We start from the raw sequence: 25,985 nt of genomic DNA, 5'->3' as shown, positions 1-25,985 counted from the left end.
ACGAACGACATGACTTCCACCTCCCGCAAGACCTTCGTCCGCCTCGGCGCCCTCGCTCTGCTGGCACTGCCATTGGCCGCCTGCTCGACCGACAGCCCCAATCGCGGCGTCGACTCGGTCCATCAGCCGGTCGTCAGCTATGCCAGCTACACGTTCGACGTGCAGGCCGGCGGCGCGCGCCTTGCGCCCGCCGAGGCCGCGCGCCTCGACGACTGGTTCGCCACGATCAAGCTTGGCTATGGCGACCAGGTCGCGATCGTCACTGACGCAGGCTATTATAGCCCCGATCTTGGCGAAGACATCGCCAATGTCGTCGCCCGCCACGGCATGCTGCTGGGCCAGGACAGCTCGGCCGCCGCCGGCTCCGCCCCCGAAGGCACGATCCGTCTGGTCGTCCGCCGCACCACCGCCTCGGTCCCCGGCTGCCCCGACTGGTCGAACAAGGCCGAAACGCCGATGAGCCTGGGCGCGTCGTCCAATTTCGGCTGCGGCGTGAACAGCAATCTGGCGGCGATGGTTGCCGATCCCGAAGATCTGGTCCGCGGCCAGAGCACGGACAGCGAATTGCGCACCGCGACCTCGAACCGCGCCATTTCCACCTATCGCGACAAGGCACCGACCGGCTCGGGCGACCTCAAGCAGCTCTCGAACGGAGGCCAGTAAGATGAACGCACCCTGGAAACATGGTTCCGTGGGCCAGCGTGACCCCTTCCACGCCTTCGTTTGTGACGATCACAGCTTCGATCTGCTGCGCGCAGTCGCATCCGAAATGGGCTGGGCACCGGAAAAGGTGAACAAGGGCGGCATGCGCAACGCAGTGCAGAGCCTGTCGATCACCGCCAGCCCGCAGATTCTGTTCGTCGACATGTCCGAAAGCGGCGATCCGCTGAACGACATCAACAGCCTCGCCGAGGTCTGCGAACCCGGCACCGTCGTGATCGCGGCCGGCCAGGTCAATGATGTGCGCCTCTACCGCGATCTGGTCGCCAGCGGCATCCAGGATTATCTGCTCAAGCCCTTCGGTGCTGACCAGCTGCGCGACGCGCTGGCCCAGGCGCAGGCCGTGTTCCTCGCCCCGCGTGACGCAGGCCCGGAACGTCCGCACATGACCGTTGCGGTCATCGGTACGCGCGGCGGCGTCGGCGCCTCCAGCATGGCGACCTCGCTCGCCTGGTTGCTGAGCGAAAAGAAGAAGCGCCCGACCGCCCTGCTCGACCTCGATATCCATTTCGGCACCAATGCGCTGGCGATGGATCTGGAACCGGGCCGCGGCCTGACCGACGCGATCGAAAACCCCAGCCGCATCGACGGGCTGTTCATCGAACGCGCCATGGTTCGCGCCAGCGACATGCTGGCCATCCTGTCGGCCGAAGCCCCGATCAACCAGCCGATGATGACCGATGGCGGCGCCTTCTACCAGTTGCTGGAAGAGTTTCGTCAGGCCTTCGAATGCAGCGTCATCGACCTGCCACGCAACATGCTGATCCAGCATACCCACCTGATGACCGACGTTAATGTTGCTGTCGTGGTGACGGAACTCAGCCTGGCGGCGGCGCGGGACTCGATCCGCATCCTCTCCTGGCTCCGGTCGAACGCGCCGCAGACCCGCGTTCTGGTGGTCGCCAATCGCGTTCATCCCGGCGCGCCGGAAATCAGCCGCAAGGATTTCGAACAGTCGATCGAGCGCAAGGTCGATGTGATCGTGCCGTTCGACCTGCGCATCGGCGCTCAGGCGGCCAAGCTCGGCAAGACGCTGGCGGAAACCGCCAAGGGCAGCAAGGTCGGCGCCGCCTGCACGGCGATGCTGGACGAAGTGATGGGCCTGGCCGGCGATGAAGCCGACAATGCGGGCGGCAAGTCCGCAGCCAAGAAGGGCGATTCCCTGCTCGGCAAGATCGGCGACTTCAAGAACATGATCCCGTCGCGCCGCAAGGACAAGGCGACGGCACTGGAAGGTTGATGCGCGGGCCGCCCTAGGGCGGCGGCGCACAGGCATATTCACGCACGGGGAACGGGCGAGCAATGGACGGCAATTTCCTTCTGATCTTGGTGCTGATCGCGACGATGCTTGGCCTCGTCGTGGTCGCCTTTGCCGGCCCTTCGCCCGACAAGGCCCAGAAACGCCGGGTCGCGCTGATCCGTGGCCGCCACAGCGACTCCACCGAGGCGATGATGGAAGCGCGCATGCGCAAGGCCATCTCCAATCGCGTGACCGGCAACGAAGCCAAGATGCTGGTTTCGCTCGTTCCCAATCCGGAGAATCTGGCCAAGCGTATCCGCATGACCGGCAAGAAATGGACGCTCAGCCAATATATGACGTCCTGCGCGGTGGTCTTCCTGCTGACCACCCTGTTCCTGCTGATGCGCGGTTTTCCCTTCCTGCTCGCCCTGATGGTCGGGCTGGCCGCGGGGCTCGGCCTGCCGCATCTGTGGATCGGCCGACTGATCAAGAAGCGGATCAACCAGTTCACGACGAAATTTCCCGACGCGCTTGAACTGCTGACCCGCGGTCTGCGCTCGGGCCTGCCGGTCGGCGAGACGCTGGGCATCGTGTCGAGCGAAATCCCCGGCCCGGTCGGCGAGGAATTCAAGCTGATCACCGAACGGATCAAGATCGGCAAGAGCATGGACCAGGCGCTGCAGGAAACCGCTGATCGCCTGGGCACGCCCGAATTCCAGTTCTTCGTCATCACTTTGGCGATCCAGCGCGAAACCGGCGGCAACCTCGCCGAAACGTTGCAGAACCTTGCCACTGTGCTGCGCCAGCGCGCCCAGATGAAGCTCAAGATCCGCGCCATGTCATCGGAATCCAAGGCGTCGGCCTATATCATCGGCGTCCTGCCTTTCCTGGTGTTCGGCATGATCTGCTACATCAACTTCAACTATATGAGCCCCTTCTTCACCCCCGATCCGGCGGGCATTTTCGGGCTTTCGACCATGCAGGTCGTCGGCATTGGCGGCATGTGCTGGATGGGCATCGGCGCCTTCATCATGGCCCAGATGATCAATTTCGAGATTTGACGGGGAACGGATAGAGATATGGACGCCCCTACCCCCACCGGCACCCTGTTCGGCATGACCGCGACCGATTTCGGGACGCTGCTTGCCGCGCTGGCCACGCTCGCCACCCTCTACGCGCTCTATGCCGTGATGACGGTGCGCGATCCGATGGCCAAGCGGGTCAAGGCGCTCAACGAACGCCGTGAACAGCTCAAGGCCGGCATCACCGCCTCGACCGCCAAGCGCCGCGCCAAGCTGGTCAACAAGAACCAGACGACCGACCAGATGCGGTCCTTCCTGACCAGCCTCAAGGTGCTGCAGGATGACCAGCTCAAGGACGCGCAGATCCGCCTGGCCCAGGCTGGCATCCGCTCCAAGGACTGGGCCGTCGCCGTCATCTTCGGCCGCATGATCATGCCGATCCTGATCGGCGGCACCGCCGCGATCCTGCTCTATGCCGTGGGCATCTATCCCGAATGGGGCGGTGCCAAGCGGTTCATGGCCTTCGCCGGCGCATTGCTGCTCGCCTACAAGGCCCCCGACCTCTTCATCGACAACAAGATCGCCAAGCGCTCCGCCGCGATCCGCAAGGGTCTGCCAGACGCGCTCGACCTGCTGGTGATCTGCGCCGAGGCCGGCCTGACCGTCGACGCCGCCTTCAGCCGCGTTGCCCGCGAACTGGGCCGCGCCTATCCCGAATTGGGCGACGAGTTCCAGTTGACGGCGATCGAACTGAGCTTCCTCACCGAACGGCGCATGGCCTTTGAAAACCTCGCCACGCGCGTAAAACTGGACGCGGTCAAGGGCGTGGTCACGACCATGATCCAGACCGAAAAATATGGTACGCCGCTCGCCTCCGCGCTGCGCGTGCTGTCGGCCGAGTTCCGCCATGAACGCATGATGCGCGCGGAGGAAAAGGCCGCACGTCTGCCCGCGATCATGACCGTGCCGCTGATTCTCTTCATCCTGCCGACCCTGTTCGTCGTCATCCTGGGTCCGGCTGCCTGCTCGATCAGCACGGCTTTCTAAAAAAATTCAGGGCAAGGAGGGGGCGCTGCCGTAGCGTCCCCTCCTTCCGTTTCCGTAAACTGCAAGCGAAGCGCTGGCGCGCCGCATTTTCCTCCCTTATTCTCACCCTCAACCCAAAAGGAGAGGATCGCATCATGACCATCAAGACCGGCGCTCGCGTCGCCATCGCCGCTCTGGCCGCCTTCACCACCGTCCTGCCCGCCTATGCGGCCCAGCCCATCACCGGCCGCTGGTCGACCGTCGATGGCAAGGCGATCGTCCAGATCGCGCCGTGCGGAAAGAGCATCTGCGGCAAGATCGAGAAGATCGTGAAGCCGACGCCAGGCCGCCCGCAGACCGACATCAAGAACCCCGATCCGGCGCTGCGCTCCAAGCCGCTGGTCGGCCTTGCCCTGCTGTCGGGCTTCAGCGATGCGGGCGATATCTGGAAGGGCACGATCTACGACCCGGAAAGCGGCAAGAGCTATACGTCCAAGGTCAGCCGCAATGGCGACGGCACGCTCAAGGTGCAGGGCTGCATCGCCTTCTTCTGCAAGACCCAGACCTGGACGCCGCTGCGCTGATTCCGCGCACAGCCTGGAAAACCGAAAGGGGCGCCATTGGCGCCCCTTTTTCTGTCGATACAGTCCCGTTCAGTCCCCGGCATGCTCCATCGGCGTGAAGCGCTGCGACCAGAGCGCGCCATAGATCGCCATCCACTGCACCACCGGCCCCAGTCCCTTGGTCCGCGCCGCAAACCAGGTTTCGCGCCCCGTCCGCCGGGCCGTCACCAGACCGGCCCGCTTGAGCTTGCCCATATGGCGCGACACCATCGGTTGCGACACGCCGGCCACGGCCGTCAGCGCGACGACATTCTGCTCCCCTTCGCGCACCAGATATTCCAGCAGGGCACGTCGCGTGCCGTCGGACAGCGCCTTGAAGAGTGAATCGCTGTTCGCTCCAAGGTCGCCTCTGAATTTCACTTCCGTCATGCAAATTTCATAATCATCTGGTTATGAATTGGTCAAGCGGAGGATGATTTTCGACTCGGCCGCGCCATTAACGAAAAAAAGTGCGAACCGCCTCCCCGCTGAGTCTTTTGAGTCACACCACCCGATGATGAGTCTCACGCGACTCGCCTGACTCAATATGTTGTGGCTACCCGCTTCGTTCTCCACCATCCTCGCAATCCTGACAGGGATGAGCGCTAAATGCCTGACCTTGACGGCAGACTCCTGAGGACTCAGTGCTGATGGACGAAACATATGGGGGTTGCACACATGGGTGTCATGGAACGCGTCGCACCGCGGCGGAAGAAGGCGGTTGCGCTCGCGCCGGCACCGGCGATCGAGGCAAATCGCCTGCTGCGCGGTGACTGTATCGCGGAAATGGCCAAGCTGCCCGACGGCTGCATCGACATGATCTTTGCCGATCCGCCTTATAATCTTCAGCTCGGCGGCGACCTGTTCCGCCCCGAAGGCGGCCGCGTCGATGCGGTCGACAATGACTGGGACAAGTTCGACACGCTCAGCAGCTATGACCGCTTCACCAAGGCGTGGCTGGCGCAGGCGCGCCGCATCCTCAAGCCCAATGGCACGATCTGGGTGATCGGCAGCTATCACAACATCTTCCGCGTCGGCGCTGCCTTGCAGGATGAGGGCTTCTGGATCCTCAACGACATCATCTGGCGCAAGGCGAACCCGATGCCCAATTTCAAGGGCACCCGCTTCACCAACGCGCATGAAACGCTGATCTGGGCCAGCCAGGGCGAGGACGCCAAGTACACCTTCAACTACAAGGCGATGAAGACGCTCAATGACGAGCTGCAGATGCGCTCCGACTGGGTGCTGCCGATCTGCGGTGGCCAGGAGCGGCTGAAGCGCAACGGCACCAAGGCGCATCCGACGCAGAAGCCGGAATCGCTGCTCTATCGCGTGATGCTGTCCTGCACCAAGCCGGGCGACATCGTGCTCGATCCCTTCTTCGGCACCGGCACCACCGGCGCCGTCGCCAAGCGCCTGGGTCGCCAGTGGATCGGTATCGAGCGCGAGCCCGACTATATCGAGGTTGCCGAGGAACGCATTGCCGAGGCGCTGCCGCTCGATGAATCCGCGCTCGCCATCATGCAAACCGCACGCCAGCAGCCCAAAGTCGCCTTCGGCACGCTGGTCGAAACCGGCTATCTTCAGCCCGGTTCGGTGGTGATGGACAGTAAGCGCCGCTGGAGCGCCACCGTGCGCGCCGACGGCTCGCTCGCCGTGGGCAGCGACACCGGTTCGATCCACAAGCTGGGCGCCACGCTTCAGGGCGCGCCGAGCTGCAACGGCTGGACCTTCTGGCATATCGAGAAGGCGGGCAAGCTCCACCCGATCGACACGCTGCGCCAGACCTATCTGCTCGCCAACGAGCCTTGATTTCCGTCCCCCGTTCGGGTTGAGGCAGCCATAGTTCTTCCAAGACATGGCCCCAACCCGTCCGGGGCGAACGGAGCTTTATGACCCTCTCCTCCATCCCCGCTGACGCCCGGCTCTACCTCAAGCCGACCTGGTTCGTGCCGAGCCCGATCGGTCTGGCGGACGGATCGGCGGCGCGGATGGGCAATGGCCTGATCTGGTTCCAGGCCTATGAGCTGACGGCGCGCCATGCCGGCCGCCGCATCGCCCGCGACACCATCCCGGTCGCCGCGTTCGAGGCGATCACCGCCACCCTGCCCGATCCACTGGCCGAGCGTGCCCGCCAGCTCGCAACCAACATCTCCGCCCAGCGCGCGCCGCTCAGCCTTGGCGATCGCGTCATCCGCTTCGATGCGCCGCAGGCGATGGCAATCCTCAACATCACGCCCGACAGCTTCTCCGACGGCGGCAAGCATATGGCCGACCCGCAGGCGGCGGCCGATGCCGGCTTTGCCATGGCGGCGGCCGGCGCCGCTCTGATCGATGTCGGCGGCGAATCCACCCGGCCCAAGGCGCCCAAGCTATGGGAGGGCGATGAGATCGCCCGCATCGTGCCGGTGATCGAGAAGCTCACCGCAGCCGGCGTCGCCATGTCGGTCGACACGCGCAAGGCCGCGGTGATGGAGGCGGCGCTGGCCGCCGGCGCCCATGTCATCAACGACGTCAGCGCGCTGGAGCATGATCCCCGCAGCCTGGAGGTCGCGGCCCGCGCCGGTTGCCCGGTGATCCTGATGCATGCGCCTTCGGCCGGTGACGATCCGCACGACAATCCCAGCGGCTATGCCGATGTCGTCAGCGACGTGTTCGACTATCTCGATGCCCGCATCGCCGCCTGCCTCGACGCCGGCATCGCGCGCGAGAAGATCATGGTCGATCCGGGGCTGGGCTTCGGCAAGAGCCTGGCGGACAATCTGGCACTGGTGAACGGCCTTGCCACCTTCCAGGGGCTGGGCGTGCCGCTGCTCTTTGCCGGCAGCCGCAAGCGCCTGATCGGCGCCCTGTCGAACGAGGCAGCGGCGCCAGACCGGCTCGGCGGCTCGGTCGCCCTCGCCTTCCGCGCCGCGCAACTGGGCGCACAGATGGTGCGCGTCCATGACGTCAAGGAAAGCGTCCAGGCCCTCCATCTGTGGCGCGGCCTGGCCGATGCGGGGCTGAGCGCGGTCTGACACCGCGCCCGGCCACCGCCATCCTTATTCGCTCAGGATGAAGTCGACGCCCGCCATGGCATGGATTTCGGTGCAGTCGTAGATCGGCAGCACATTGGCCTTCACGTCGACGATCATCTCCAGTTCGGTGCAGGCCAGCACGACGGCCTGCACATCCTCCTTGGCAATGTCGGTCAGTTCCGACTTCATGAAACGCTCGGAATCGCGGTTGATCTTGCCGACGGTCAGTTCGTCATAGACGATCCGGTCGATCCGCTCGGCCAGCGCGACATCGGCCGGCAGCAGCGACACGCCGTGCGACACCAGCCGCTGGCGATAATATTTCTCGGTCATCACGTTGCGCGTGCCGATCAGGGCGGCGCGATCGATCCGGTCGGCCTTCATCCGCGTGCCGACGACATCGGCGATGTGGATGATGGGAATGGCGATACTCGCCTGGATCCGGTCATAGATGCGGTGCATGGAGTTGGCACAGATCAGCAGCGCTTCCGCCCCGCCCTGTTCCAGCCGCTGGGCCGCGCCGATCAGGTGGCCCGATGCGCAATCCCAGTCTTCCTGCGTGATGCAACCGGAAACCTGCGCGAAATCGAGGCTTTCGATCAGCAGCCGCGCACTGTGCTGGCCACCCTTGGCCCGGTGAATCGCCTGGTTGATGATCTCATAATAGCGGGCGGTGGACGTCCAGCTGAGACCACCAATCAGACCAAGTTTACGCATGTCGCTCCCAATATGGGGGCGCCTGTCCGGCCCCGTGCGGGCCGGGCATGTCGGTGCCCCAGCCCTTCTTTTACGAAAGATGCCGGCTTCGACAAGTCAGGACGATCCACCCGCCCCGTCGACGGGGCGATCCGGCGCGGGTGGATCGGGTCACTTTAGTGGGCCAGCGCCTTGACGATCTCCTCGACCATCTTCTTGGCGTCGGCCAGCAGCATCATGGTGTTGTCCATGTAGAAGACCTCATTGTCGACGCCGGCATAGCCGGCCCCGCCCATGGAGCGCTTCACGAACAGCACCGACTTGGCGTTGGCGACGTCCAGGATCGGCATGCCATAGATGGGCGACGTCTTATCGGTCTTGGCCGCCGGATTGGTCACGTCATTGGCGCCGATGACGAAGGCAACGTCGGCCTGGCCGAACTCGCTGTTGATGTCCTCCAGCTCGAACACCTCGTCATAGGGAACGTTCGCTTCGGCCAGCAGCACGTTCATGTGGCCGGGCATGCGCCCTGCGACCGGGTGGATCGCATATTTGACGTTCACGCCTTCCTTCTTGAGCAGGTCGGCCATTTCGCGCAGCGCATGCTGCGCCTGGCTGACCGCCATGCCGTAACCGGGCACAATGATGACATTGTCCGCCTGGCTCATCAGGAAGGCCGCATCCTCGGCGCTGCCGCGCTTGTAGGGACGGTCGACCGCCGCCGCGCCGCCGCCCGACGGGCCCGCTTCCGCGCCGAAGCCGCCAGCGATCACGCTGATGAAGCTGCGGTTCATCGCCTTGCACATGATGTAGGACAGGATCGCACCGGAGCTGCCCACCAGCGCGCCGGTGATGATCATCGCCGTGTTGCCCAGGGTAAAGCCCATGGCCGCGGCGGCCCAGCCCGAATAGCTGTTCAGCATCGACACCACGACCGGCATGTCCGCGCCGCCGATCGGGATGATCAGCAGGAAGCCGATGACGAAGCTCAGCGCCGTCACGGTCCAGAAGATCCAGGGCGACTGGTCGGTCACGAAATAGGCGATCAGGCCCAGGATCGCCGCCAGCGTCGCCAGATTGATGACATGGCGGCCCGGCAGCATGATCGGCTTGCCCGACATGTTGCCGTTCAGCTTCAGGAAGGCGATGACCGACCCCGAGAAGGTGATCGCGCCGATCGCGACGCCCAGCCCCATCTCGATGCGGCTGGCATTATGAATCTCGTTCGTCAGCGGATCGAGAATGCCGAACGCGCCGGGATTGAGATAGGCGGCCGCGCCGACCAGCACGGCGGCCAGGCCGACCAGCGAGTGGAAGGCTGCAACCAGCTGCGGCATGGCCGTCATCTCGATGCGACGGGCGATGATGAAGCCGATGCCGCCACCGATGGCGATGGCGCCCAGAATTTCGGGCAGGCTCAGCACGTCATGGGTATAAAGGGTCGTGACCACGGCGATCGCCATGCCGACCATGCCCATGCGGTTGCCGCGACGGCTGGTCGACGGGCTCGACAGGCCGCGCAGCGCCAGGATGAAGAGGACGCCGGAAACCAGATAGGCCAGCGCAACAAAGGGCGAGACGGGCGCAAGCTCGTGCATCACTTGCGCTCCTTCTTCTTGTACATGGCCAGCATGCGTTCGGTCACGGCAAAGCCGCCGAAGATGTTGACCGACGCAAAGACCACCGCGACCAGCCCCAGCAGCTTGGCCGCCAGGCTACCGGCCTCCGCCGACGCGACCAGCGCGCCGACAATGATGACCGACGAAATGGCATTGGTGACCGCCATCAGCGGCGTGTGCAGCGCCGGCGTCACCGACCAGACCACATAATAGCCGACGAAGCACGCCAGCACGAAAATCGACAGGATGGCAATGAAGTCCATTCTAGTCCTCCCCACTTGTTTCGACTGCCCTGGCCAGGATCGCGGCTACGGCATTGTCCCTATCATTCATGATTGCGGCGGCCGGCAGACGCAGAACGGACAGTCCCTGTTCCGCAAACCAGCAGTCGCGTTGCTCATCCCTCATCGGCGCATCCCCTCTTGCATGCGCTTCGCCGTCGACCTCGATCACCAGCCGCGCCTCATGGCAGTAAAAGTCTGCCACATAGGGACCGGACGGGTGCTGACGGCGAAATTTCAGACCTTGCGGCCTTTGCCTCAATATCTGCCAGAGCAGGACTTCCGGCTTCGACATCGCCTTGCGCAACTGCCGTGCCCTGTTCGCCTGCCCTTGCAGCACATCATCCTCCCCTGGAAGGGGAGGTGGCTGGCGAAGCCAGACGGAGGGGTGTCCCGTTCATGACAGGGCGATACCCCTCCACCAGCCTGCGGCTGGTCCCCCTCCCCTTGCAGGGGAGGATGGGGACCATGGCCCGCATCAGCTTGCCAGCAGTCGTTCGTTGACGACCTTGCCCCCCTGGGTCAGGCGGATGGCGTTGCCGATTTCCTCGTCCAGCACCGGCGCGTTCTTCTCCTTGTCCCAGAAGGCGGACAGGAAATTATAGAGATTGCGCGAGAACAGGGCGGAGGTGTCGGCGGCCAGGCGGCTGGGCACGTTGCGATGACCCACGATCTTGACGCCGTGGCGCACGACCACTTCGCCGGCGACCGCGCCCTCGACATTGCCGCCCTGCTCGACCGCCAGGTCGACGATCACGCTGCCCGGCTTCATCGATGCGATCTGCGCGTCGCTGATCAGACGCGGCGCGGGCCGGCCGGGGATCAGCGCCGTGGTGATGACGATGTCCTGCTTGGCGATGTGCGACGAGACCAGCTCGGCCTGGGCCGCCTTATATTCGTCCGACATTTCCGTGGCATAACCACCGGTGCCTTCCCCCTCGATGCCGGCCACCTTCTCCACGAAGATCGCCTTGGCGCCGAGCGATTCGATCTGCTCCTTGGTCGCGGCGCGCACGTCGGTCGCACTCACCTGCGCGCCCAGGCGCCGCGCGGTGGCGATCGCCTGAAGACCGGCCACGCCCACGCCCATGACGAAGCATTTGGCCGCCGACACGGTGCCCGCCGCCGTCATCATCATCGGGAAGGCGCGGTCATATTCGGCCGCCGCATCCAGCACCGCCTTGTATCCCGACAGGTTCGACTGGGACGACAAGATATCCATCGACTGCGCACGGGTGATGCGCGGCATGAATTCCATCGCCAGCGCCTCATAGCCACCGGCGGCATAGGCATCGACCCGTGCCCGCTCGCCGAACGGGTTGAGGCCCGCGACGATCCAGGCACCCGCCGCAGCGCCACCAAGGCTGGCCGGATCGGGGCCTTGCACGCCCAGCAGGATATCGGCGCCCGCCAGCGTCGCGGCACGATCGCCAACGCTGGCACCGGCCGCCGCATAGGCGTCGTCGGCAATCGACGCCGTCGCGCCAGCGCCGGCCTCGACAGCCACGCTTGCGCCCAGCGCGATGAATTTCTTCACGGTCTCGGGCGTACCGGCCACGCGCCGTTCGCCCGCAGCCTGTTCCTTCAATATCGCAATTTTCATTATATCAGCATCCCCCTCCTATAGCGTGGACATGGCTCAGCTGGAGATCAGCAGCACGACAATCGCGGCGACGATGAGGCAGGCAATGGTGCCCCACTTCACGAAGCCGACAAACCCTTCATAGGTCTGGGTTGCGCTCTTGATGTTCCCGTCAGAAGCCATATCCGTTCCCCTAGTTATTACATCGTTGTGCAACCTCTTATCCTGTCCCCCCACCCCCCTCAAGCCGTAGGGGCACAAGAAAATCTTTACAGGTTAAGGGCGCTTTTACCCCCGGCGCCTAGGATGACCTCCTGTTTGCACAAGAGGGGTCCAGATGGTTCGCGAAGGCGTTCCCTTGCTGATGTTGATCGACGACGAGCCGGCGCAGCGCCGGCTGGTGTCCGCGCTGGCCGCGCGCGCGGGATGGCGAACCATCTTCGCCAGCGATGCCGAAACCGCCCTGGCGACGCTGGGCACGCAGGACGGCATGCAGCTCGACGCGGTCCTGATCGATCAATGGAGCCCGGATTTCGATCCCGCCGACCTGATCGGCGACATCCATGCGCAGCGCCCCGCCCTGCCGATCCTGGTGCTGACGGCGCATAACAGCGTCGCCGTCGCGGTGCAGGCGATGCGCGCCGGCGCCACCGACTATCTCTCCAAGCCGATCGCCCCCGAACGGCTGCTCGCCGCGCTCAACGCGACGCTGGAGGGCAATGTGCGCGGCGAACTGCGCCCGCTCACCGAGAAGATCAGCGCCCCGCTGGCGTTCGAGGATGTCGTCGGCGCCGCGCCCCAGTTCCGCACTGCCCTTGCCATCGCGGCAAAAGCCGCACGCGCCCGCGTACCGGTGCTGATCGAGGGCGAAAGCGGTGTCGGCAAGGATGTCGTCGCCCGCGCCATCCATGCCGCCTCGCCGCGCCACAAGCAGGCGATGGTGACCGTCAATTGCGGCGCGATCCCCGCCAACCTCGTCGAATCAGAACTGTTCGGTCATGAACGCGGCGCCTTCACCGGCGCATTCGACCGCCATGTCGGCAAATTCCTGTCGGCCGACATGGGCACCATCTTCCTCGACGAAGTCAGCGAAATGCCGCTCGACGCGCAGGTCAAGCTGCTGCGCGTGCTTCAGGATGGCGAGGTGCAGCCGATCGGCGCGCGCCGCCCCGTTCATGTCGATGTCCGCGTCATCGCCGCCACCAACAAGAAGCTCAGCGACGAGATCGAGGCGGGCCGGTTCCGCGAGGATCTCTATTATCGCCTCAACGTCGTCCAGTTGACCGTGCCCCCATTGCGGGAGCGTATGGGCGACATTCCCGCCCTGTGCCGCCACCTCCTCGCCCGCATCGCGACGCAGCCGGGCCTGCGCGGCCTCGGCCTCACCGACGATGCGCTGGCGCTGCTGATGCAGCATGACTGGCCGGGCAATGTCCGCCAACTCCAGAACGCCCTGTTCCGCGCCGCCGTGCTGTGCGAGGGCGATGCGCTGACCCCGCATGATTTCCCGCAGGTCGCCGCCCATATCCTGTCGCGCGGCGCCAGCGGTCCGCGCCAGCGCGCCGCCGCCACGCCACCGCGCGAAGCGGCCGGCATCACCCTGTTCGAAGGCGACGGCCATGTCCGCCAGCTCGCCGAGATCGAGGCCGACGTCATCCGCCTGGCCATCGGCCATTATCGCGGCCGCATGACCGAAGTCGCCCGTCGGCTGGGGATCGGCCGTTCGACCCTCTATCGCAAGCTCGCAGAACTCGGCATCGACAACGCGGCCTGATCGCGGGACCGGGCGCCCTGCGGCCGGGGCATATTGTCGCGGGGGTTCCGCTACGGCGTTGAATTATCCCCGCGCCTATGCTTTTGAACGGGGCATGAAAGCGCCCCTCCTCGCCACCTGCTCCCCCCTCCTGCTGCTGGTCGCCTGTGGCCGCGCCGAACCGGTCGCGGACATGCCGAGCCAGGAGGAACTGGCCGCCGCCGCGAATGCGGCCGCTGCCAATGCGCTGGCCAACGCGCAGAAGGATGATGCCGGCGACAGCCGCAACTATGTGAATATCGACCATGGCTATTCCGTTACCATGCCCGAAGGCTGGATGAAGGATGGCGAAGCCAGCAATGCCGATGGCGTCGTCTATCAGGATCCCGGCGCAGGGGCCGACGTCCGCGTCTTCTGGCAGAAGAATGACAATGACCAGACACTGCAACAGATCGTCGAGGCACTGTCCGACGGCGCCGAGGGCGTGGATGGCGATTTCATCGGCGAGAATGAATATCGCGGCACAGCCAATGACGGCGAAGGCAATAATGTCGCGCTGCGCCTGCTGAAACAGCCTGACGGCGCGATCGTCACCGCCACCTTCGTCTATCCCGAAATGCTGAGCGAACAATATCAGCCGATCGCGCAGGCCCTGCTCGACAGCCTGCGCATCTTCGCACCCAAGGCCCATACGCCGGAGGGAGCCAGCGCCACGGCCACGCCCGCACCAGCCGCCAACGCCAGCAACTGACCGGCGGCTTTCGGCGCGGTCGTTCGTTTCCGTCCGCATCGATCATTCCGAACCGCTGCCAGGAAGCCCAGCCCCTTGCCCCTGATCCGCCCCTTCGCCCCCGCCGACCAGCCGGGCATTCTCGACCTGATCCTGGGCATCCAGCGCGACGAATATGGCATCGCCATCACCGCAGCGGACCAGCCGGACCTCACCGACATAGCGGGCTTCTATTTGCCCGGCACCGGCGGCTTCTGGGTCGCGGAGGAGGACGGCCGGATCGTCGGCACGATCGCGCTTAAGGATATCGGCCAAAATCAGGGCGCGCTGCGCAAGATGTTCGTGGCGTCCAGCCATCGCGGCCGCGCCGCTGGTGTCGCCCAGGCGCTGCTCGACCATCTGCTCGACGCGGCGACCGACCGCGGCCTCGCCCAAATCTATCTCGGCACCACCGCCCGTTTCCTGGCGGCGCATCGCTTCTACGAGAAGAATGGCTTCATACTGGTCGAAGCCGACTACCTGCCGCCCGCCTTCCCCAGGATGGCGGTCGACACGCGCTTCTACGAAAAATCGATCGAACCGGCGGAAGCCGGATAGATTACGGATTATCGGTGCTGTTGGCCTTGGCGCCCGGCACCGCTTCCTTGCTGGTCATCGCGACTGCCGGCGGTCCCTTCTGGATCGCCGCATTGAGCTGCGCGACTTCGGGGCAGCTGCCCTTGCACAGGCTCTGCGCCTGGGCCAGATTTTCCTTGGCCTTGGCGATTGCGCCCTTTGCGACCATCGCCTCGCCCTGCCCGGCGATCGCGGTCACATCGGTCGGGTCGAGCAGCAACGCTTCCTTGTAGAGGCGGATGGCCTTGCCCTGCAGCCCCTGCGCCCGCGCCACTTCGGCCAGTTCGATATAGGCCGCACGGTTGCGCGGATCCACCGCCAGCGCGCTTTCCAGCGCGTCGGTGGCGCCGGTCAGATTGCCCGCCTTGCGCGCCGCCTCGCCCGCCTTCTGCCATTCGATCGATCGCGGTTCGATCTGGGTATCGGGGCGCTGGGTCAGGCCCACGCTGGAAACGGTGGTCAGAAGGACGGCAAGGGCAATCGAGGCCGGGGTGAAACGCATCAAAATCTCCAGCCATGTTTCAGGCATTGACTCAGGCCCGCAGACCGAAGGGCAAGTGTCGCTATTTTGCGCGCGCTTGTCCATGGCCTGTTTCAGGCGGTCCTCCGCAGCCGGGCGAAGTAGAAGCCATCGGTGCCGTCATGGCCGGGCGTCAGCAGCAGCCCATGGCCATGGGCGCGGCCCATATCCGCTTCGATCGGCTCGGCACTCCAGCCGGCCTGACGCGCCAGAAACGCATCCACCTGATCCCGCCCCTCTCTGTCGGTCAATGCACAGGTAGCATAGACCAGCAGACCGCCGGGCGCCAGCAAGGGCGCGGCGAAATCCAGAATCCGGGCCTGTTCCGACACCAGCCGGTCGAGCCGCGCCTGGGTCAGGCGCCAGCGCGCCTCGGGATTGCGGCGCCAGGTGCCCGTGCCCGAACAGGGCGCATCGACCAGCACGATGTCCGCCTGCCCCGCCAGCGGCGCCAGCGCGCGCGCCTCATGCCCCTGGTCCAGCAGCAGCCTCTCGATGCAGGTCACGCCCGCCCGCTCGGCGCGCGGCGCCAGCCGGTCGATCCGGTTGCGGATCGTGTCGGCGGCGATCAGCCGGCCCTTGCCGCCCATCGCCGCAGCCAGCGCCAGCGTCTTGCCGCCCGCACCCGCGCACAGGTCGATCACCGTCTGGCCGGCCTGCGCCCCGCATGCCGCCGAAATGAGCTGGCTACCGGCATCCTGCACCTCGACCGCGCCGCGCTTCCACGCCTCGCTCTGCTCGACCGGATAGCCTTCGGGCAGGCGCAGCGCGTCCGGGATGCCCTCGATCGGCGTCGCATCCGGCAATTCGGGCGCCACTTGCGCGGACGTCGCCTTCAGTCGATTGACGCGCAGGTCCACCGGCGCGCGACCCAGCAGCGCGTCCTGCTCCACCGATGCGGCCAGCAGGGGCTGCAACCATCCCGGCACCGCGCCCGCCGCCGCGCCTGCTTCGCCCGGCTCGATCGGCAGCGGCGCATGGGCCGATCCGTCGAACAGCGCGGCCAACTCCGGTTGGGCCTCGACCAGGCCGATCATCGCCGCGCGGCCAGTCTCGGGCCGATCGGCGACGCGGCGGATCGCGTCATAGACATGGTCGCGCACAGCGCGGCGATCGCGCGACCCGGCATAGCGCCGTTCCTTGAAATAGCGCGCGATCAGCGTGTCCGCCGCCGGCCCGCCATCACGGGCGGCGGCAATGATCGCGTCCAGCAGGTCGATCGCGGCTTGGATACGGGCGGATGGAGTCATTTATACCTTCCCCCCTCCCTTCCAGGGAGGGTTAACCGGAGACACGTGTCTCCGGTTAAGGGTGGGTGCCTCCGCAGGAGGCTCGCTCCGCTCGCTACCCACCCTCGATCAGAGTCACGTGCCTCTGATCGACCCATCCCTTGAAAGGGAGGGGAATGAAATGGGTTAGCGCGTCGGATAGTTGGGGGCCTCACGCGTGATTGTCACGTCGTGGACATGGCTTTCCGACAGGCCGGCATTGGTGATCTGGACGAAGCGGGCACGCTCCTGCAGATCCTTGATCGTGCGGCTGCCGGTATAGCCCATCGCGGCCTTCACGCCGCCGACCAGCTGATGGATGACATCCTTGGCCGGGCCCTTGAACGGCACCTGGCCTTCGATACCCTCGGGCACCAGCTTCATCTGGTCCTTGATGTCGGCCTGGAAATAGCGGTCGGCGCTGCCGCGCGCCATCGCGCCGACGCTGCCCATGCCGCGATAGCTCTTATAGGCGCGGCCCTGATACAGGAAGGTTTCGCCCGGCGCTTCGGCCGTGCCCGCCAGCAGCGAGCCCACCATGACGCAGCCCGCGCCCGCGGCCAGTGCCTTGGCGACGTCACCCGACGTACGCAGGCCGCCATCCGCGATCACCGGCACGCCATGCTTGTGCGCCTCATTGGCCGAATCCATGACGGCGGTCAGTTGCGGCACGCCCACGCCGGCGACGACGCGGGTGGTGCAGATGGAGCCGGGGCCGATGCCGACCTTCACGCAGTCCGCGCCGGCGTCGATCAGCGCCTTGGTCGCTTCGGCGGTGGCGACATTGCCGGCCACGACCTGGACATGGTTGGACAGCTTCTTGACCGCTTCGACCGCGACCGCGACCTGCTTGCTGTGGCCATGGGCGGTGTCGATGACGATCAGGTCGCATTCCGCGTCGATCAGCGCCTTGCTGCGCTCCAGCCCCTTGTCGCCCACGGTCGATGCCGCGGCGACGCGCAGCCGGCCCGACGCATCCTTGGTCGCCTGCGGATAGGTGACGGCCTTCTCGATATCCTTGACCGTGATCAGGCCCACGCAGTGATAATTATCGTCCACCACCAGCAGCTTCTCGATCCGGCGGGCATGCAGCAGGCGCATCGCCTCATCCTGGCCGACACCGGCCTTGACCGTCGCCAGATTGTCCTTGGTCATCAGCTCGCTGACCGGCTGGCCGGGATTCTCGGCAAAGCGGGTATCGCGATGGGTCAGGATGCCGACCAGCTTGCCGCTGGCCTCGACGACCGGAATGCCGCTGATCCTGTGGCGCTGCATCAGCATCTGCGCGTCGGCTAGCGTGGCGGTCGGCAGGATGGTGATGGGGTTGACGACCATGCCGCTTTCGAAGCGCTTGACCGCGCGGACCGCATCGGCCTGCTCCTCGACCGTCAGGTTACGGTGCAGCACGCCGATGCCGCCCAGCTGCGCCATGACGATCGCCATGTCGGCCTCGGTCACCGTATCCATCGCCGACGACAGGATCGGGATGTTCAGCTTGATCGCCTTGGTCACATGGGTGGACGTGTCGGCCTGGCTGGGCAGCACATCGGATTCGGCGGGCTGCAACAGCACGTCGTCAAAGGTGAGGCCAAGGCGGATGTCCATGTGAAAGCCACTTTCTGCTGCGCGGGTCGGGCGGAGGGGAACCGGACCGCTGGGGATTCGTGGCGGCCCATGTAACCATTAACCCGCAAAACGGCCAGACCCCGGCGTCATTTTATTGCGGCACCTATGCGGCATCCTGCAGCCGCCGGTCCAACGGCCCGGACGCGGCCAGGCGCAATATGCTCCCCTTCCCAGCCACATGGGATTTTCTGCCCTGTCTCAGGGTATTTACGCAATGCCCACGCCCTTCACCGGCTGCTAGACCGACCCCGACCAAGGCTTTCCCCTGCGATCGTTCCGCGATCCAAGCGAAGGAGACGGCAGATATGCCCCAATCGCCGATACCGGGTTTCGACATTCCCCGCACCGCCCCCGACGGATTCGTCCACGAACCCGACGCAGCCGGTGCCTTCTGGGAAAACAGCGCCGCCAACACCCTGCCCCCGCCCGACATGGTGGCCGCCTATCAGCGCAATCGCCCCCTGCCCACGGACGGCATCGACACGCGCAAGGCCTATATCATCGGCGGCGGCATCGCCGGCCTTGCCGCCGCTTATTATCTGATCCGCGACGCGCATATGCCGCCGGCCAACATCATGATCCTCGAAAATCTTCATATCGAGGGCGGTTCGCTCGATGGCGCGGGCAATGCGCAGGACGGCTATATCATCCGCGGCGGGCGCGAGATGAACTGGAACTACGACAATCTGTGGGACATGTTCCAGGACGTGCCCGCGCTCGAGCTGCCCGAAGGGTTCAGCGTCCTGGACGAATATCGGATGGTCAACGACAATGACCCCAACTGGTCGAAGGCCCGGCTGATGCATCGGCAGGGCGAGATACGCGACTTCTCGACCCTCGGCCTCACCCGTGCCCAGCAATGGGAACTCATTCGCCTGCTGCTCAAGCGCAAGGAGGATCTGGATGACCTGACGATCGAGGATTATTTCTCCAAGGGCTTTCTCCAGAGCAATTTCTGGTTCCTCTGGCGCTCCATGTTTGCCTTCCAGAACTGGCAGAGCCTGCTGGAAATGAAGCTCTACATGCACCGCTTCCTCGATGCGCTCGACGGGCTGCACGACATGTCGGCGCTGGTCTTCCCCAAATATAACCAGTTTGACAGCTTCGTCCGCCCGCTCAGCAAGCTCTTGCGCGACAAGGGCGTGCAGATCCGCTTCGACACCCAGGTGCGCGACATGCGCATGCGCCTGGAGGGCGACCGGCGCACCGTCACCGACCTCCTCTGCCGCATCGGCGGCCGGGAAGACAGCATCGCCATCGGTCCCCGCGATCTGGTCTTCGCCCTCACCGGATCGATCACCGAGGGGACGGCCTATGGCGACATGGACCATGCCCCGGTGCTGGAACGGGGCAAGGCCGATCCCGGCCCGGACAGCGACTGGACGCTGTGGAAGAATCTCGCCGCCAAGTCGCCGGTCTTCGGTCGGCCCGAAAAATTCTATGGCGATGCGGACCGTTCCACCTGGGAATCGGCGACGCTGACCTGCAAGCCATCGCCGCTGGTCGATCGCCTGAAGCAATTGTCCGTCAATGATCCCTATTCGGGCCGCACCGTCACCGGCGGGGTCATCACCTTCACCGACAGCAATTGGGTGATGAGCTTCACCTGCAACCGCCAGCCCCATTTCCCCGACCAGCCCGGCGATGTGCTGGTGCTGTGGGTCTATGCCCTGCTGATGGACAAGGATGGCAATCATGTGAAGAAGCCGATGCCGGCCTGCACGGGCCGCGAGATATTGGCCGAACTCTGCTATCATCTGGGCATCGCAGACCAGATCGACGCCGTCGCCGCCAATACCAGGGTGCGCCTGGCGCTGATGCCCTATATCACGGCCGAATTCATGCCCCGCGCCGCTGGCGACCGCCCCCGCATCGTGCCGGAGGGTTGCACCAATCTCGGCCTGCTCGGCCAGTTCGTGGAAACCAACAATGATGTGGTCTTCACCATGGAAAGCTCGGTCCGCACCGCGCGGGTCGCGGTCTACACACTGCTCGACATCCCCAAGGCCGTGCCGGACCTCAGCCCGACCCAATATGATATCCGCAATCTGCTGAAAGCCGCCCGCGCGCTCAACAATGGCGAGCCCTTCATCGGCGAGCGACTGCTGCGTCGCCTGCTCGACCGCACCTATTTCGCCCATATCCTGCCGCCCGCCCCCGACGGCGCACCGCTTGATCGGGCAGAGGAGGAATTGCGCGGCCTGCTCGGCAAGGGCGGCGACGCGATCCAGCGGGTCGGCACCTGGCTCAGCGGCTTCCGCGATGCGCTGCAACGCCGGGGCGACTGACCTGCCCAACCAAACAAAAAGGGGCGCGACCATCATGGCCGCGCCCCTTTTTCATTCCATTGCCTGCTCGGCGCTTAGGCGCCAGCGGGGGTCGGATCGCCGAACGGCCCCTTGCGCTTGCGCGTCTTGGGGATGGACGAACCCGCCGCCGGGATCACCGACGGCTTGATCGTGGTGCCGTCGTCGCGGGTGATCTCGCCCTTCTCCAGCAGCGCCTTGATCTCCTCGCCGGAGAGCGTCTCATATTCCAGCATGGCATTGGCCAGCAGGTGCAGCTGGTCCTCATGACCCTTCAGCAATTCCTGTGCACGGGCATAGCCCTGCTCCACCAGACCACGGATTTCCTTGTCGATCAGCTTCGCCGTCTCGTCCGACATATGGACGCGCTGGCTCTGCGAATAGCCAAGGAAGGTCTCGCCCTGCTGCTCTTCATATTGCAGCGGCCCCAGCTTGTCGGACATGCCCCACTGGGTGACCATGTCGCGCGCCAGCTTGGTGGCATATTGGATATCGCCCGACGCACCCGACGACACCTTGTCATAGCCGAAGATGATTTCCTCGGCGACCCGGCCGCCCATGGCCACGGCCATGTTCGCGTGCATCTTGTCACGATGATAGCTGTAGCTGTCCCGTTCCGGCAGGCGCATCACCATGCCCAGCGCACGGCCGCGCGGGATGATCGTCGCCTTGTGGATCGGGTCGGACGCCGGCTCATGGACCGCGACGATGGCATGGCCCGCCTCATGATAGGCGGTCATCTTCTTCTCATCGTCGGTCATGACCATGGAGCGGCGCTCGCTGCCCATCATGACCTTGTCCTTGGCCGCCTCGAACTCGTCCATGGCGACCAGACGCTTGCCGCGACGGGCTGCCATCAGGGCGGCTTCGTTGACCAGGTTGGCAAGGTCCGCGCCCGAGAAGCCCGGCGTGCCGCGCGCGATGGTGCGCGGGTTGACGTCGGGCGCCAGCGGCACCTTCTTCATGTGGACAGCCAGAATCTTCTCGCGGCCCTCGATGTCGGGACGGGGCACCACGACCTGACGGTCGAAACGGCCCGGACGCAGCAGCGCGGGGTCCAGCACGTCGGGGCGGTTGGTCGCCGCAACGATGATGATGCCCTCATTGGCCTCGAAGCCGTCCATTTCGACCAGCAGCTGGTTCAACGTCTGCTCGCGCTCGTCATTGCCATTGCCCAGGCCCGCGCCGCGATGGCGCCCGACCGCGTCGATTTCGTCGATGAAGACGATGCACGGCGCATTCTTCTTGGCCTGTTCGAACATGTCGCGCACGCGGCTCGCGCCGACGCCGACGAACATCTCGACAAAGTCGGAACCCGAAATGGTGAAGAAGGGCACGCCCGCTTCACCCGCAATCGCGCGGGCCAGCAGCGTCTTGCCGGTGCCGGGCGAACCGACCAGCAGCGCGCCCTTGGGGATCTTGCCGCCCAGCCGTGCGAACTTGCTCGGGTCCTTCAGGAATTCGACGATTTCCTGCAGTTCCTCACGCGCTTCGTCGATGCCGGCGACGTCATCGAACGTCACCTTGCCATGCTTTTCGGTCAGCAGCTTGGCCTTGGACTTGCCAAAGCCCATCGCGCCACCGGCGCCGCCGCCCTTCTGCATCTGGCGCAGCACGAAGAAGGCGATGCCCAGGATCAGCAGGAACGGCAGCGACTGATACAGCATGATCTGCCAGAAGCTGGGCTGCTGTTCGGCCTGGCCCGAATATTTGACGTTATAATCGTCCAGCAGGTCGGTCAGCTTGGGGTCATTGACCGGGACCGTGCTGAAACCCTGGCCACTCGACAGGGTGCCGGTGATCCGGTCGGGCGCGATCGCCACATCCTTGACCTGGCCTTCCTGCACCTTGGCACGGAATTCCGAATAGGCGATGGCGCTGCCGGCCTGGGTGGTCGGGCGCTCGAACAGCGAAACGAACAGGAGCAGGGCGATGATGACCCCTGCCCAAATCATCGCACTCTTGATCCAGGGATTACCCTGTGGGTCTTTTTCGTCGTTCATCATCACTCTCTTTCACCCCGCAAGATAGGGTGTGGCCGGCAAAGCGCAAGCTGGACGCGCCGTCCGCTGCCGATTTCCGGCCCTGTCGATGTCCAGCTGGTCAGTTACCGGTCAGCTGGAACAGCGCGACATAGGCCAGCACCAGCGCCAGGCCGGCGGACAGGCCGCACAGCAGATAGCCCATGTAGAGAAGCAGCGGCGGATGCGCCTTGTTCAGCTTCCGGTTCCGCTTCACGGCCGAGAGGATCACGCTGACCAGCAAGCCATAGGTCAGCGCCGCAAATTCCATCATTCCGAACAAATCCCGCTATTGCTCACGCCATGTGGTTAACGGCCCATGGGTTAAGAACCGGTCAGCATGCCGCCCAAAAGCGACCGGCCGTTGATGTCCCGCGTCGGATGGTGGAACTTTTCCGAAATCTTAGCGTCGCGGGGGTGCCGGCGACAGGGTCCATACCGCGCCACCGCGCAGCAGCCAGTCGCCCAGACTCGCCTGCCGCCCCGCCCGCGCCGCGGCAATCGCCCGATCCAGCGCCTCGCCGCGCGGCAGCACGATCTCCGGGTCGGCAGAACAGAGCATCTCGATCAGCAACCGGCGCAAAAGCTCGCGCGGCAGGTCGGTGCGGTCCAGCACCCAGGCGTCGGTCGATGGATGGATATGCGTGGCCGCCAGCCCCGCCACCGTCCATTGCAACGCCGCTTCCGCCTCCGCCAACGCCGCCGCACTGCGTGCCGCCGCCTCGGCATCGATCCAGTCGACACCATCCAGCCGCTTGCGCAGCGCCGCCCGGTCGAAGCGCGGATCGGCATTGGACGGGTCCAGCACATAGGGTAGCCCCGCCTGGTCGGCATGGGCCTGCAACTGCGCCTTGCGCACCGTCAGCAACGGCCGCAGCACCCGGCCCGCCCGCGCCCGCACCCCGGCCAGGCCGCCGACCCCCGATCCCCGGTTGAGCCGCATCAACAGGGTTTCCAGCTGGTCGTCGGCATGATGGGCGGTCAATATCCAGTCCAGCCCGGCCCCGGCCCGCCATGCCTCCAGCTGGGCATAACGCTGTCGCCGCGCCCAGTCCTGAATATTGCCGGACACCGCAGTCTCCGGCGCCAGGGTCGCATGGGGGACGCGCCGCTCCGCACACCAGCGCGCGACCATCGCCGCCTCGGCCGCGGATTCAGCCCGCAATCCATGATCCAGCGTCGCCGCCGCCACCCGACCGGGCCAGGCCTGCACCGCCAGGTCCAGCAGCGCCATACTGTCCGGCCCGCCCGACACCGCAATGCCGAACCGGGCCGTCTCCTCCCCATCCACCAGCGCGCGCACGGCCAGCCGCAGCGCATCGGGGCGATGGGAAGGTGCCAGCTCCGGCACGTCTATCGGCTCACACGCTGCACTTGGCCTTGGTCCGGCCCTTGTCCATCATGCCGCGCAGGCCGCTCGACAGGGTCGAACCATAGACCTGTTCCAGCTCCGCATAGACCTTGCAGGCGTCCGCAGGCTTCTTGAGCTGGATCAGCGCCTCGCCCAGATAGGCCAGGCTGTCGGGCGCGCGCTCGCCACGCGGGCGCTTCTGGTAATTTTCGTAGAAGGCGACCGACGCCAGCGCCGGCTTGCCATCGTCCAGATAGGCGCGGCCCAGCAGGTTGGCGGCGCGGCTGCCGACCGACCCGTCGCCATATTTGTCGACCGTCGCCTTGAGCTGGGCCTGCGCCTCGGGATAGAATTTCGCGTCCCACAGACGGAAACCATAGCTATAGGCATCGCCCGCCGCATCGCCGGTATCCGGCTTCTCGATCGCCGCCACCGCCGTCTTGCGCGCATCGCTGGCCACCGGCGCGGCGGCGGACTTTGCGGGCGGGGTCGTCGGCTTGGCGGCGGCCGGCTTGGGCGCGGGCGCATCGGTCGCGACCGTCGGACGCATCACCGGCGGACCGGCTTCGACCGGCGTTGCCGCGCGCGCTTCGGCTTCCGCCTTGTAGCGGTTGAATGCCTCTTCCAACTGCTTGAGCTTGTAGCTGTTTTCCTCGACCTGGCCGGTGATCGAGGCGAGCTGCGATTCCAGCGCCCCCACCCGCGCGGTCAGGTCGGCCACCGGGCTCGACGTCGGACTGCCCGGCGCGATGGTCGGCGTCTGGGGACGGGTGATTTCCGCCTCTACCGGCGTGCCGGCCGGGAACACCTTGCGCTGCACCGCCCGCATTTCCTTTTCCAGCCGGTCGACCCGCAGTTCGACCGTGGGATTCTGCTGAGCAGCGGCCGGCACGGCCGACAGCAGCGGGGCCGCCAGCGCGATGGCGGTGGTGGCGAAAAAGGCGTAACGCATGATGATCCCCGACTAAATCTTTCCGCCTTTAACCATAGGCGGACGCGCCACGCAACAAAGCGCGGCCCGCTCGTACCTGTCCGGCTATGGGACGAGTCAGTTGCCCGCGCTGGGCTGCGGCGCGGCGGTCGGCGGCGGTGGCGCAGCCGGCGTCGGCACGCTCCCCTGCCCGGCCGCGGGCGTCGTCGGCGCGCGCGGCAGCTGGCCAGCCGGTGCCGGAGCGCCCGCCGGAGCCCCTGCCGGTGCAGCGGCCCGTGCCAGCAGCGCCTCGGCACTGACCGGAACGTCGGCGATGGTGCGGTCGGCCGCGCCCAGCGGCGGGATCGCCTTGCCACCCACGGTCACGTCCAGCGCCTGCGGGCGACCGGTCAGGATCGTCGGATTGCGTGCGCCAGCCGGCAGGGTGAAGCTCTCGCCCTTCTTCAGCAGCCCGTCCTTCAGCCGCTCGCCCGCCTCATCGACGATACGCATCCACACATCGTCATTGGCGGTGAACACCACCGGCCCGGTCACGGGCGCCGCAATCGGCGCCTGCACGCCGGCCTTGGGTGCGGCGGCCGGCTTTTCCGCCTGCTGCTCGGCGATTTCCTCGCCGGTCGGCGGGGTCAGCAACTGGGTGCGCCAGATGGTGAAGCCGGCAATCACGATGATGCCGATCACCGCCGCGGTCCAGGCCAGGGTGCGCGATGGCACCCGCGCCGGGTCGGCCGGCTCGAACGCTTCGTAGCGGGTCGCCCCCATGTCGGAATTATGCACGGCATTGCGCACGTCGGCGGCGATCGCCACCTCGTCCAGATCGATCGCGCGGGCATAGGCGCGGGCGAAACCCACCGCATAGGGAATGCCCGGCAAGGCGCCATAATCGTCCCGCTCGATCGCCTCCAGCTGGCGCTGGGCGATGCGCGTCCGGGTGGCGATATCCTGCACCGACAGCCCCTGCGCCTCGCGCGCGGCGCGCAACTTGGCGCCGGGGGTGCTGGGCTGCGCTGCCGTCGCGTCGTCCGCGACGGGTTCGAATTCGGGTTCGTCTGCCATGCT

The 25,985-nt window shown here is 65.7% G+C and carries 26 protein-coding genes; 11 read left to right on the top strand and 15 right to left on the bottom strand.

Annotated features, from left to right (window positions below; translation table 11 throughout):
- Positions 1-9 precede the first annotated feature (9 nt).
- From E5554_RS10100 to E5554_RS10080, 5 genes are all read left to right on the top strand, one after another.
- Positions 10-663 (top strand): CpaD family pilus assembly protein, encoded by a 654-nt coding sequence (locus E5554_RS10100; RefSeq protein ID WP_136186692.1) that lies wholly within the window; start codon positions 10-12, stop codon positions 661-663.
- 1 nt (position 664) lies between these two features.
- Positions 665-1,960, top strand: a complete 1,296-nt coding sequence (locus E5554_RS10095; protein WP_136186691.1) for a pilus assembly protein CpaE — start codon at positions 665-667, stop codon at positions 1,958-1,960.
- A 62-nt stretch (positions 1,961-2,022) separates the two neighbouring features.
- The gene (locus E5554_RS10090; RefSeq protein WP_136186690.1) at positions 2,023-3,021 is read left to right on the top strand and encodes a type II secretion system F family protein; all 999 of its coding nucleotides are present in this window, start codon (positions 2,023-2,025) and stop codon (positions 3,019-3,021) included.
- 18 nt (positions 3,022-3,039) lie between these two features.
- Positions 3,040-4,029 (top strand): type II secretion system F family protein, encoded by a 990-nt coding sequence (locus tag E5554_RS10085; RefSeq protein ID WP_004207996.1) that lies wholly within the window; start codon positions 3,040-3,042, stop codon positions 4,027-4,029.
- Between the two features lie 134 nt (positions 4,030-4,163).
- Positions 4,164-4,592, top strand: coding sequence for a DUF2147 domain-containing protein (locus E5554_RS10080; RefSeq protein ID WP_017503164.1), 429 nt, complete (start codon positions 4,164-4,166; stop codon positions 4,590-4,592).
- A gap of 69 nt (positions 4,593-4,661) precedes the next feature.
- On the opposite strand, the gene E5554_RS10075 is transcribed toward E5554_RS10080, so the two are convergent.
- Positions 4,662-5,000 carry a metalloregulator ArsR/SmtB family transcription factor gene (locus E5554_RS10075; protein ID WP_004207998.1) on the bottom strand — a complete coding sequence of 113 codons (339 nt, stop codon included), beginning with the start codon at positions 4,998-5,000 and terminating at the stop codon, positions 4,662-4,664.
- 288 nt (positions 5,001-5,288) lie between these two features.
- On the opposite strand from E5554_RS10075, the gene E5554_RS10070 reads away from it, so the two are divergent.
- Both E5554_RS10070 and folP read left to right on the top strand, forming a co-directional pair.
- Positions 5,289-6,422 carry a site-specific DNA-methyltransferase gene (locus E5554_RS10070; RefSeq protein ID WP_010336249.1) on the top strand — a complete coding sequence of 378 codons (1,134 nt, stop codon included), beginning with the start codon at positions 5,289-5,291 and terminating at the stop codon, positions 6,420-6,422.
- Between the two features lie 80 nt (positions 6,423-6,502).
- Entirely contained in the window at positions 6,503-7,627 is a 1,125-nt protein-coding gene (folP, locus tag E5554_RS10065; RefSeq protein WP_136186689.1) for a dihydropteroate synthase, read from the top strand.
- 24 nt (positions 7,628-7,651) lie between these two features.
- Here the strand turns inward: folP and E5554_RS10060 are convergent, their stop codons facing one another.
- The 6 genes from E5554_RS10060 to E5554_RS10035 form a co-directional block, all read right to left on the bottom strand.
- Positions 7,652-8,344: an amino acid racemase gene (locus tag E5554_RS10060; RefSeq protein WP_004208001.1), complete on the bottom strand. Its 693-nt coding sequence runs from the start codon at positions 8,342-8,344 to the stop codon at positions 7,652-7,654.
- Between the two features lie 155 nt (positions 8,345-8,499).
- Positions 8,500-9,921 carry an NAD(P)(+) transhydrogenase (Re/Si-specific) subunit beta gene (locus E5554_RS10055; protein ID WP_037517256.1) on the bottom strand — a complete coding sequence of 474 codons (1,422 nt, stop codon included), beginning with the start codon at positions 9,919-9,921 and terminating at the stop codon, positions 8,500-8,502.
- Positions 9,921-10,205, bottom strand: coding sequence for an NAD(P) transhydrogenase subunit alpha (locus E5554_RS10050; RefSeq protein ID WP_004208003.1), 285 nt, complete (start codon positions 10,203-10,205; stop codon positions 9,921-9,923). Before E5554_RS10050 ends, E5554_RS10055 begins: the two co-directional genes overlap by 1 nt.
- Position 10,206: 1 nt before the next feature.
- Positions 10,207-10,518, bottom strand: a complete 312-nt coding sequence (locus E5554_RS10045) for an endonuclease domain-containing protein (RefSeq protein ID WP_247594443.1) — start codon at positions 10,516-10,518, stop codon at positions 10,207-10,209.
- 183 nt (positions 10,519-10,701) lie between these two features.
- Positions 10,702-11,826 carry an NAD(P) transhydrogenase subunit alpha gene (locus E5554_RS10040; protein ID WP_136186687.1) on the bottom strand — a complete coding sequence of 375 codons (1,125 nt, stop codon included), beginning with the start codon at positions 11,824-11,826 and terminating at the stop codon, positions 10,702-10,704.
- Between the two features lie 36 nt (positions 11,827-11,862).
- Positions 11,863-11,988: an aa3-type cytochrome c oxidase subunit IV gene (locus tag E5554_RS10035; RefSeq protein WP_004208006.1), complete on the bottom strand. Its 126-nt coding sequence runs from the start codon at positions 11,986-11,988 to the stop codon at positions 11,863-11,865.
- A 154-nt stretch (positions 11,989-12,142) separates the two neighbouring features.
- Here E5554_RS10035 and E5554_RS10030 point away from each other — a divergent pair, with 154 nt between their 5' ends.
- The 3 genes from E5554_RS10030 to E5554_RS10020 all read left to right on the top strand — a co-directional run bounded on the left by E5554_RS10030 (position 12,143) and on the right by E5554_RS10020 (position 14,885).
- Positions 12,143-13,579, top strand: a complete 1,437-nt coding sequence (locus tag E5554_RS10030; RefSeq protein WP_017503171.1) for a sigma-54 dependent transcriptional regulator — start codon at positions 12,143-12,145, stop codon at positions 13,577-13,579.
- A gap of 94 nt (positions 13,580-13,673) precedes the next feature.
- Positions 13,674-14,309 carry a hypothetical protein gene (locus E5554_RS10025; protein ID WP_136186686.1) on the top strand — a complete coding sequence of 212 codons (636 nt, stop codon included), beginning with the start codon at positions 13,674-13,676 and terminating at the stop codon, positions 14,307-14,309.
- Between the two features lie 75 nt (positions 14,310-14,384).
- Positions 14,385-14,885 (top strand): GNAT family N-acetyltransferase, encoded by a 501-nt coding sequence (locus E5554_RS10020; RefSeq protein WP_136186685.1) that lies wholly within the window; start codon positions 14,385-14,387, stop codon positions 14,883-14,885.
- A 1-nt stretch (position 14,886) separates the two neighbouring features.
- Here the strand turns inward: E5554_RS10020 and E5554_RS10015 are convergent, their stop codons facing one another.
- The 3 genes from E5554_RS10015 to guaB all read right to left on the bottom strand — a co-directional run bounded on the left by E5554_RS10015 (position 14,887) and on the right by guaB (position 18,296).
- Positions 14,887-15,405 carry a tetratricopeptide repeat protein gene (locus tag E5554_RS10015; protein ID WP_017503174.1) on the bottom strand — a complete coding sequence of 173 codons (519 nt, stop codon included), beginning with the start codon at positions 15,403-15,405 and terminating at the stop codon, positions 14,887-14,889.
- Between the two features lie 92 nt (positions 15,406-15,497).
- Positions 15,498-16,673 carry an RsmB/NOP family class I SAM-dependent RNA methyltransferase gene (locus E5554_RS10010; protein ID WP_136186684.1) on the bottom strand — a complete coding sequence of 392 codons (1,176 nt, stop codon included), beginning with the start codon at positions 16,671-16,673 and terminating at the stop codon, positions 15,498-15,500.
- A 165-nt stretch (positions 16,674-16,838) separates the two neighbouring features.
- Complete coding sequence (gene guaB / locus E5554_RS10005) at positions 16,839-18,296, bottom strand: IMP dehydrogenase (RefSeq protein WP_004208012.1); 1,458 nt, start codon at positions 18,294-18,296, stop codon at positions 16,839-16,841.
- 326 nt (positions 18,297-18,622) lie between these two features.
- On the opposite strand from guaB, the gene E5554_RS10000 reads away from it, so the two are divergent.
- Positions 18,623-20,605, top strand: a complete 1,983-nt coding sequence (locus E5554_RS10000; RefSeq protein WP_136186683.1) for an oleate hydratase — start codon at positions 18,623-18,625, stop codon at positions 20,603-20,605.
- A gap of 74 nt (positions 20,606-20,679) precedes the next feature.
- Here the strand turns inward: E5554_RS10000 and ftsH are convergent, their stop codons facing one another.
- The 5 genes from ftsH to E5554_RS09975 all read right to left on the bottom strand — a co-directional run bounded on the left by ftsH (position 20,680) and on the right by E5554_RS09975 (position 25,982).
- On the bottom strand, positions 20,680-22,626 hold the full coding sequence (gene ftsH / locus E5554_RS09995; RefSeq protein ID WP_004208015.1) for an ATP-dependent zinc metalloprotease FtsH: 1,947 nt from the start codon (positions 22,624-22,626) through the stop codon (positions 20,680-20,682).
- A 100-nt stretch (positions 22,627-22,726) separates the two neighbouring features.
- Entirely contained in the window at positions 22,727-22,918 is a 192-nt protein-coding gene (locus E5554_RS09990) for a hypothetical protein (protein WP_017502470.1), read from the bottom strand.
- 129 nt (positions 22,919-23,047) lie between these two features.
- Positions 23,048-23,995, bottom strand: a complete 948-nt coding sequence (gene tilS / locus E5554_RS09985; protein WP_125987463.1) for a tRNA lysidine(34) synthetase TilS — start codon at positions 23,993-23,995, stop codon at positions 23,048-23,050.
- Between the two features lie 10 nt (positions 23,996-24,005).
- The gene (locus E5554_RS09980; protein ID WP_010336235.1) at positions 24,006-24,947 is read right to left on the bottom strand and encodes a hypothetical protein; all 942 of its coding nucleotides are present in this window, start codon (positions 24,945-24,947) and stop codon (positions 24,006-24,008) included.
- A gap of 96 nt (positions 24,948-25,043) precedes the next feature.
- Positions 25,044-25,982 (bottom strand): helix-turn-helix domain-containing protein, encoded by a 939-nt coding sequence (locus E5554_RS09975; protein WP_136186682.1) that lies wholly within the window; start codon positions 25,980-25,982, stop codon positions 25,044-25,046.
- Positions 25,983-25,985: the final 3 nt, after the last annotated feature.

It is taken from the genome of Sphingobium sp. PAMC28499, assembly GCF_004795815.1.
Taxonomy (GTDB): Bacteria; Pseudomonadota; Alphaproteobacteria; order Sphingomonadales; family Sphingomonadaceae; genus Sphingobium; species Sphingobium yanoikuyae.
This window is presented reverse-complemented; position numbering and strand designations above follow the sequence as displayed.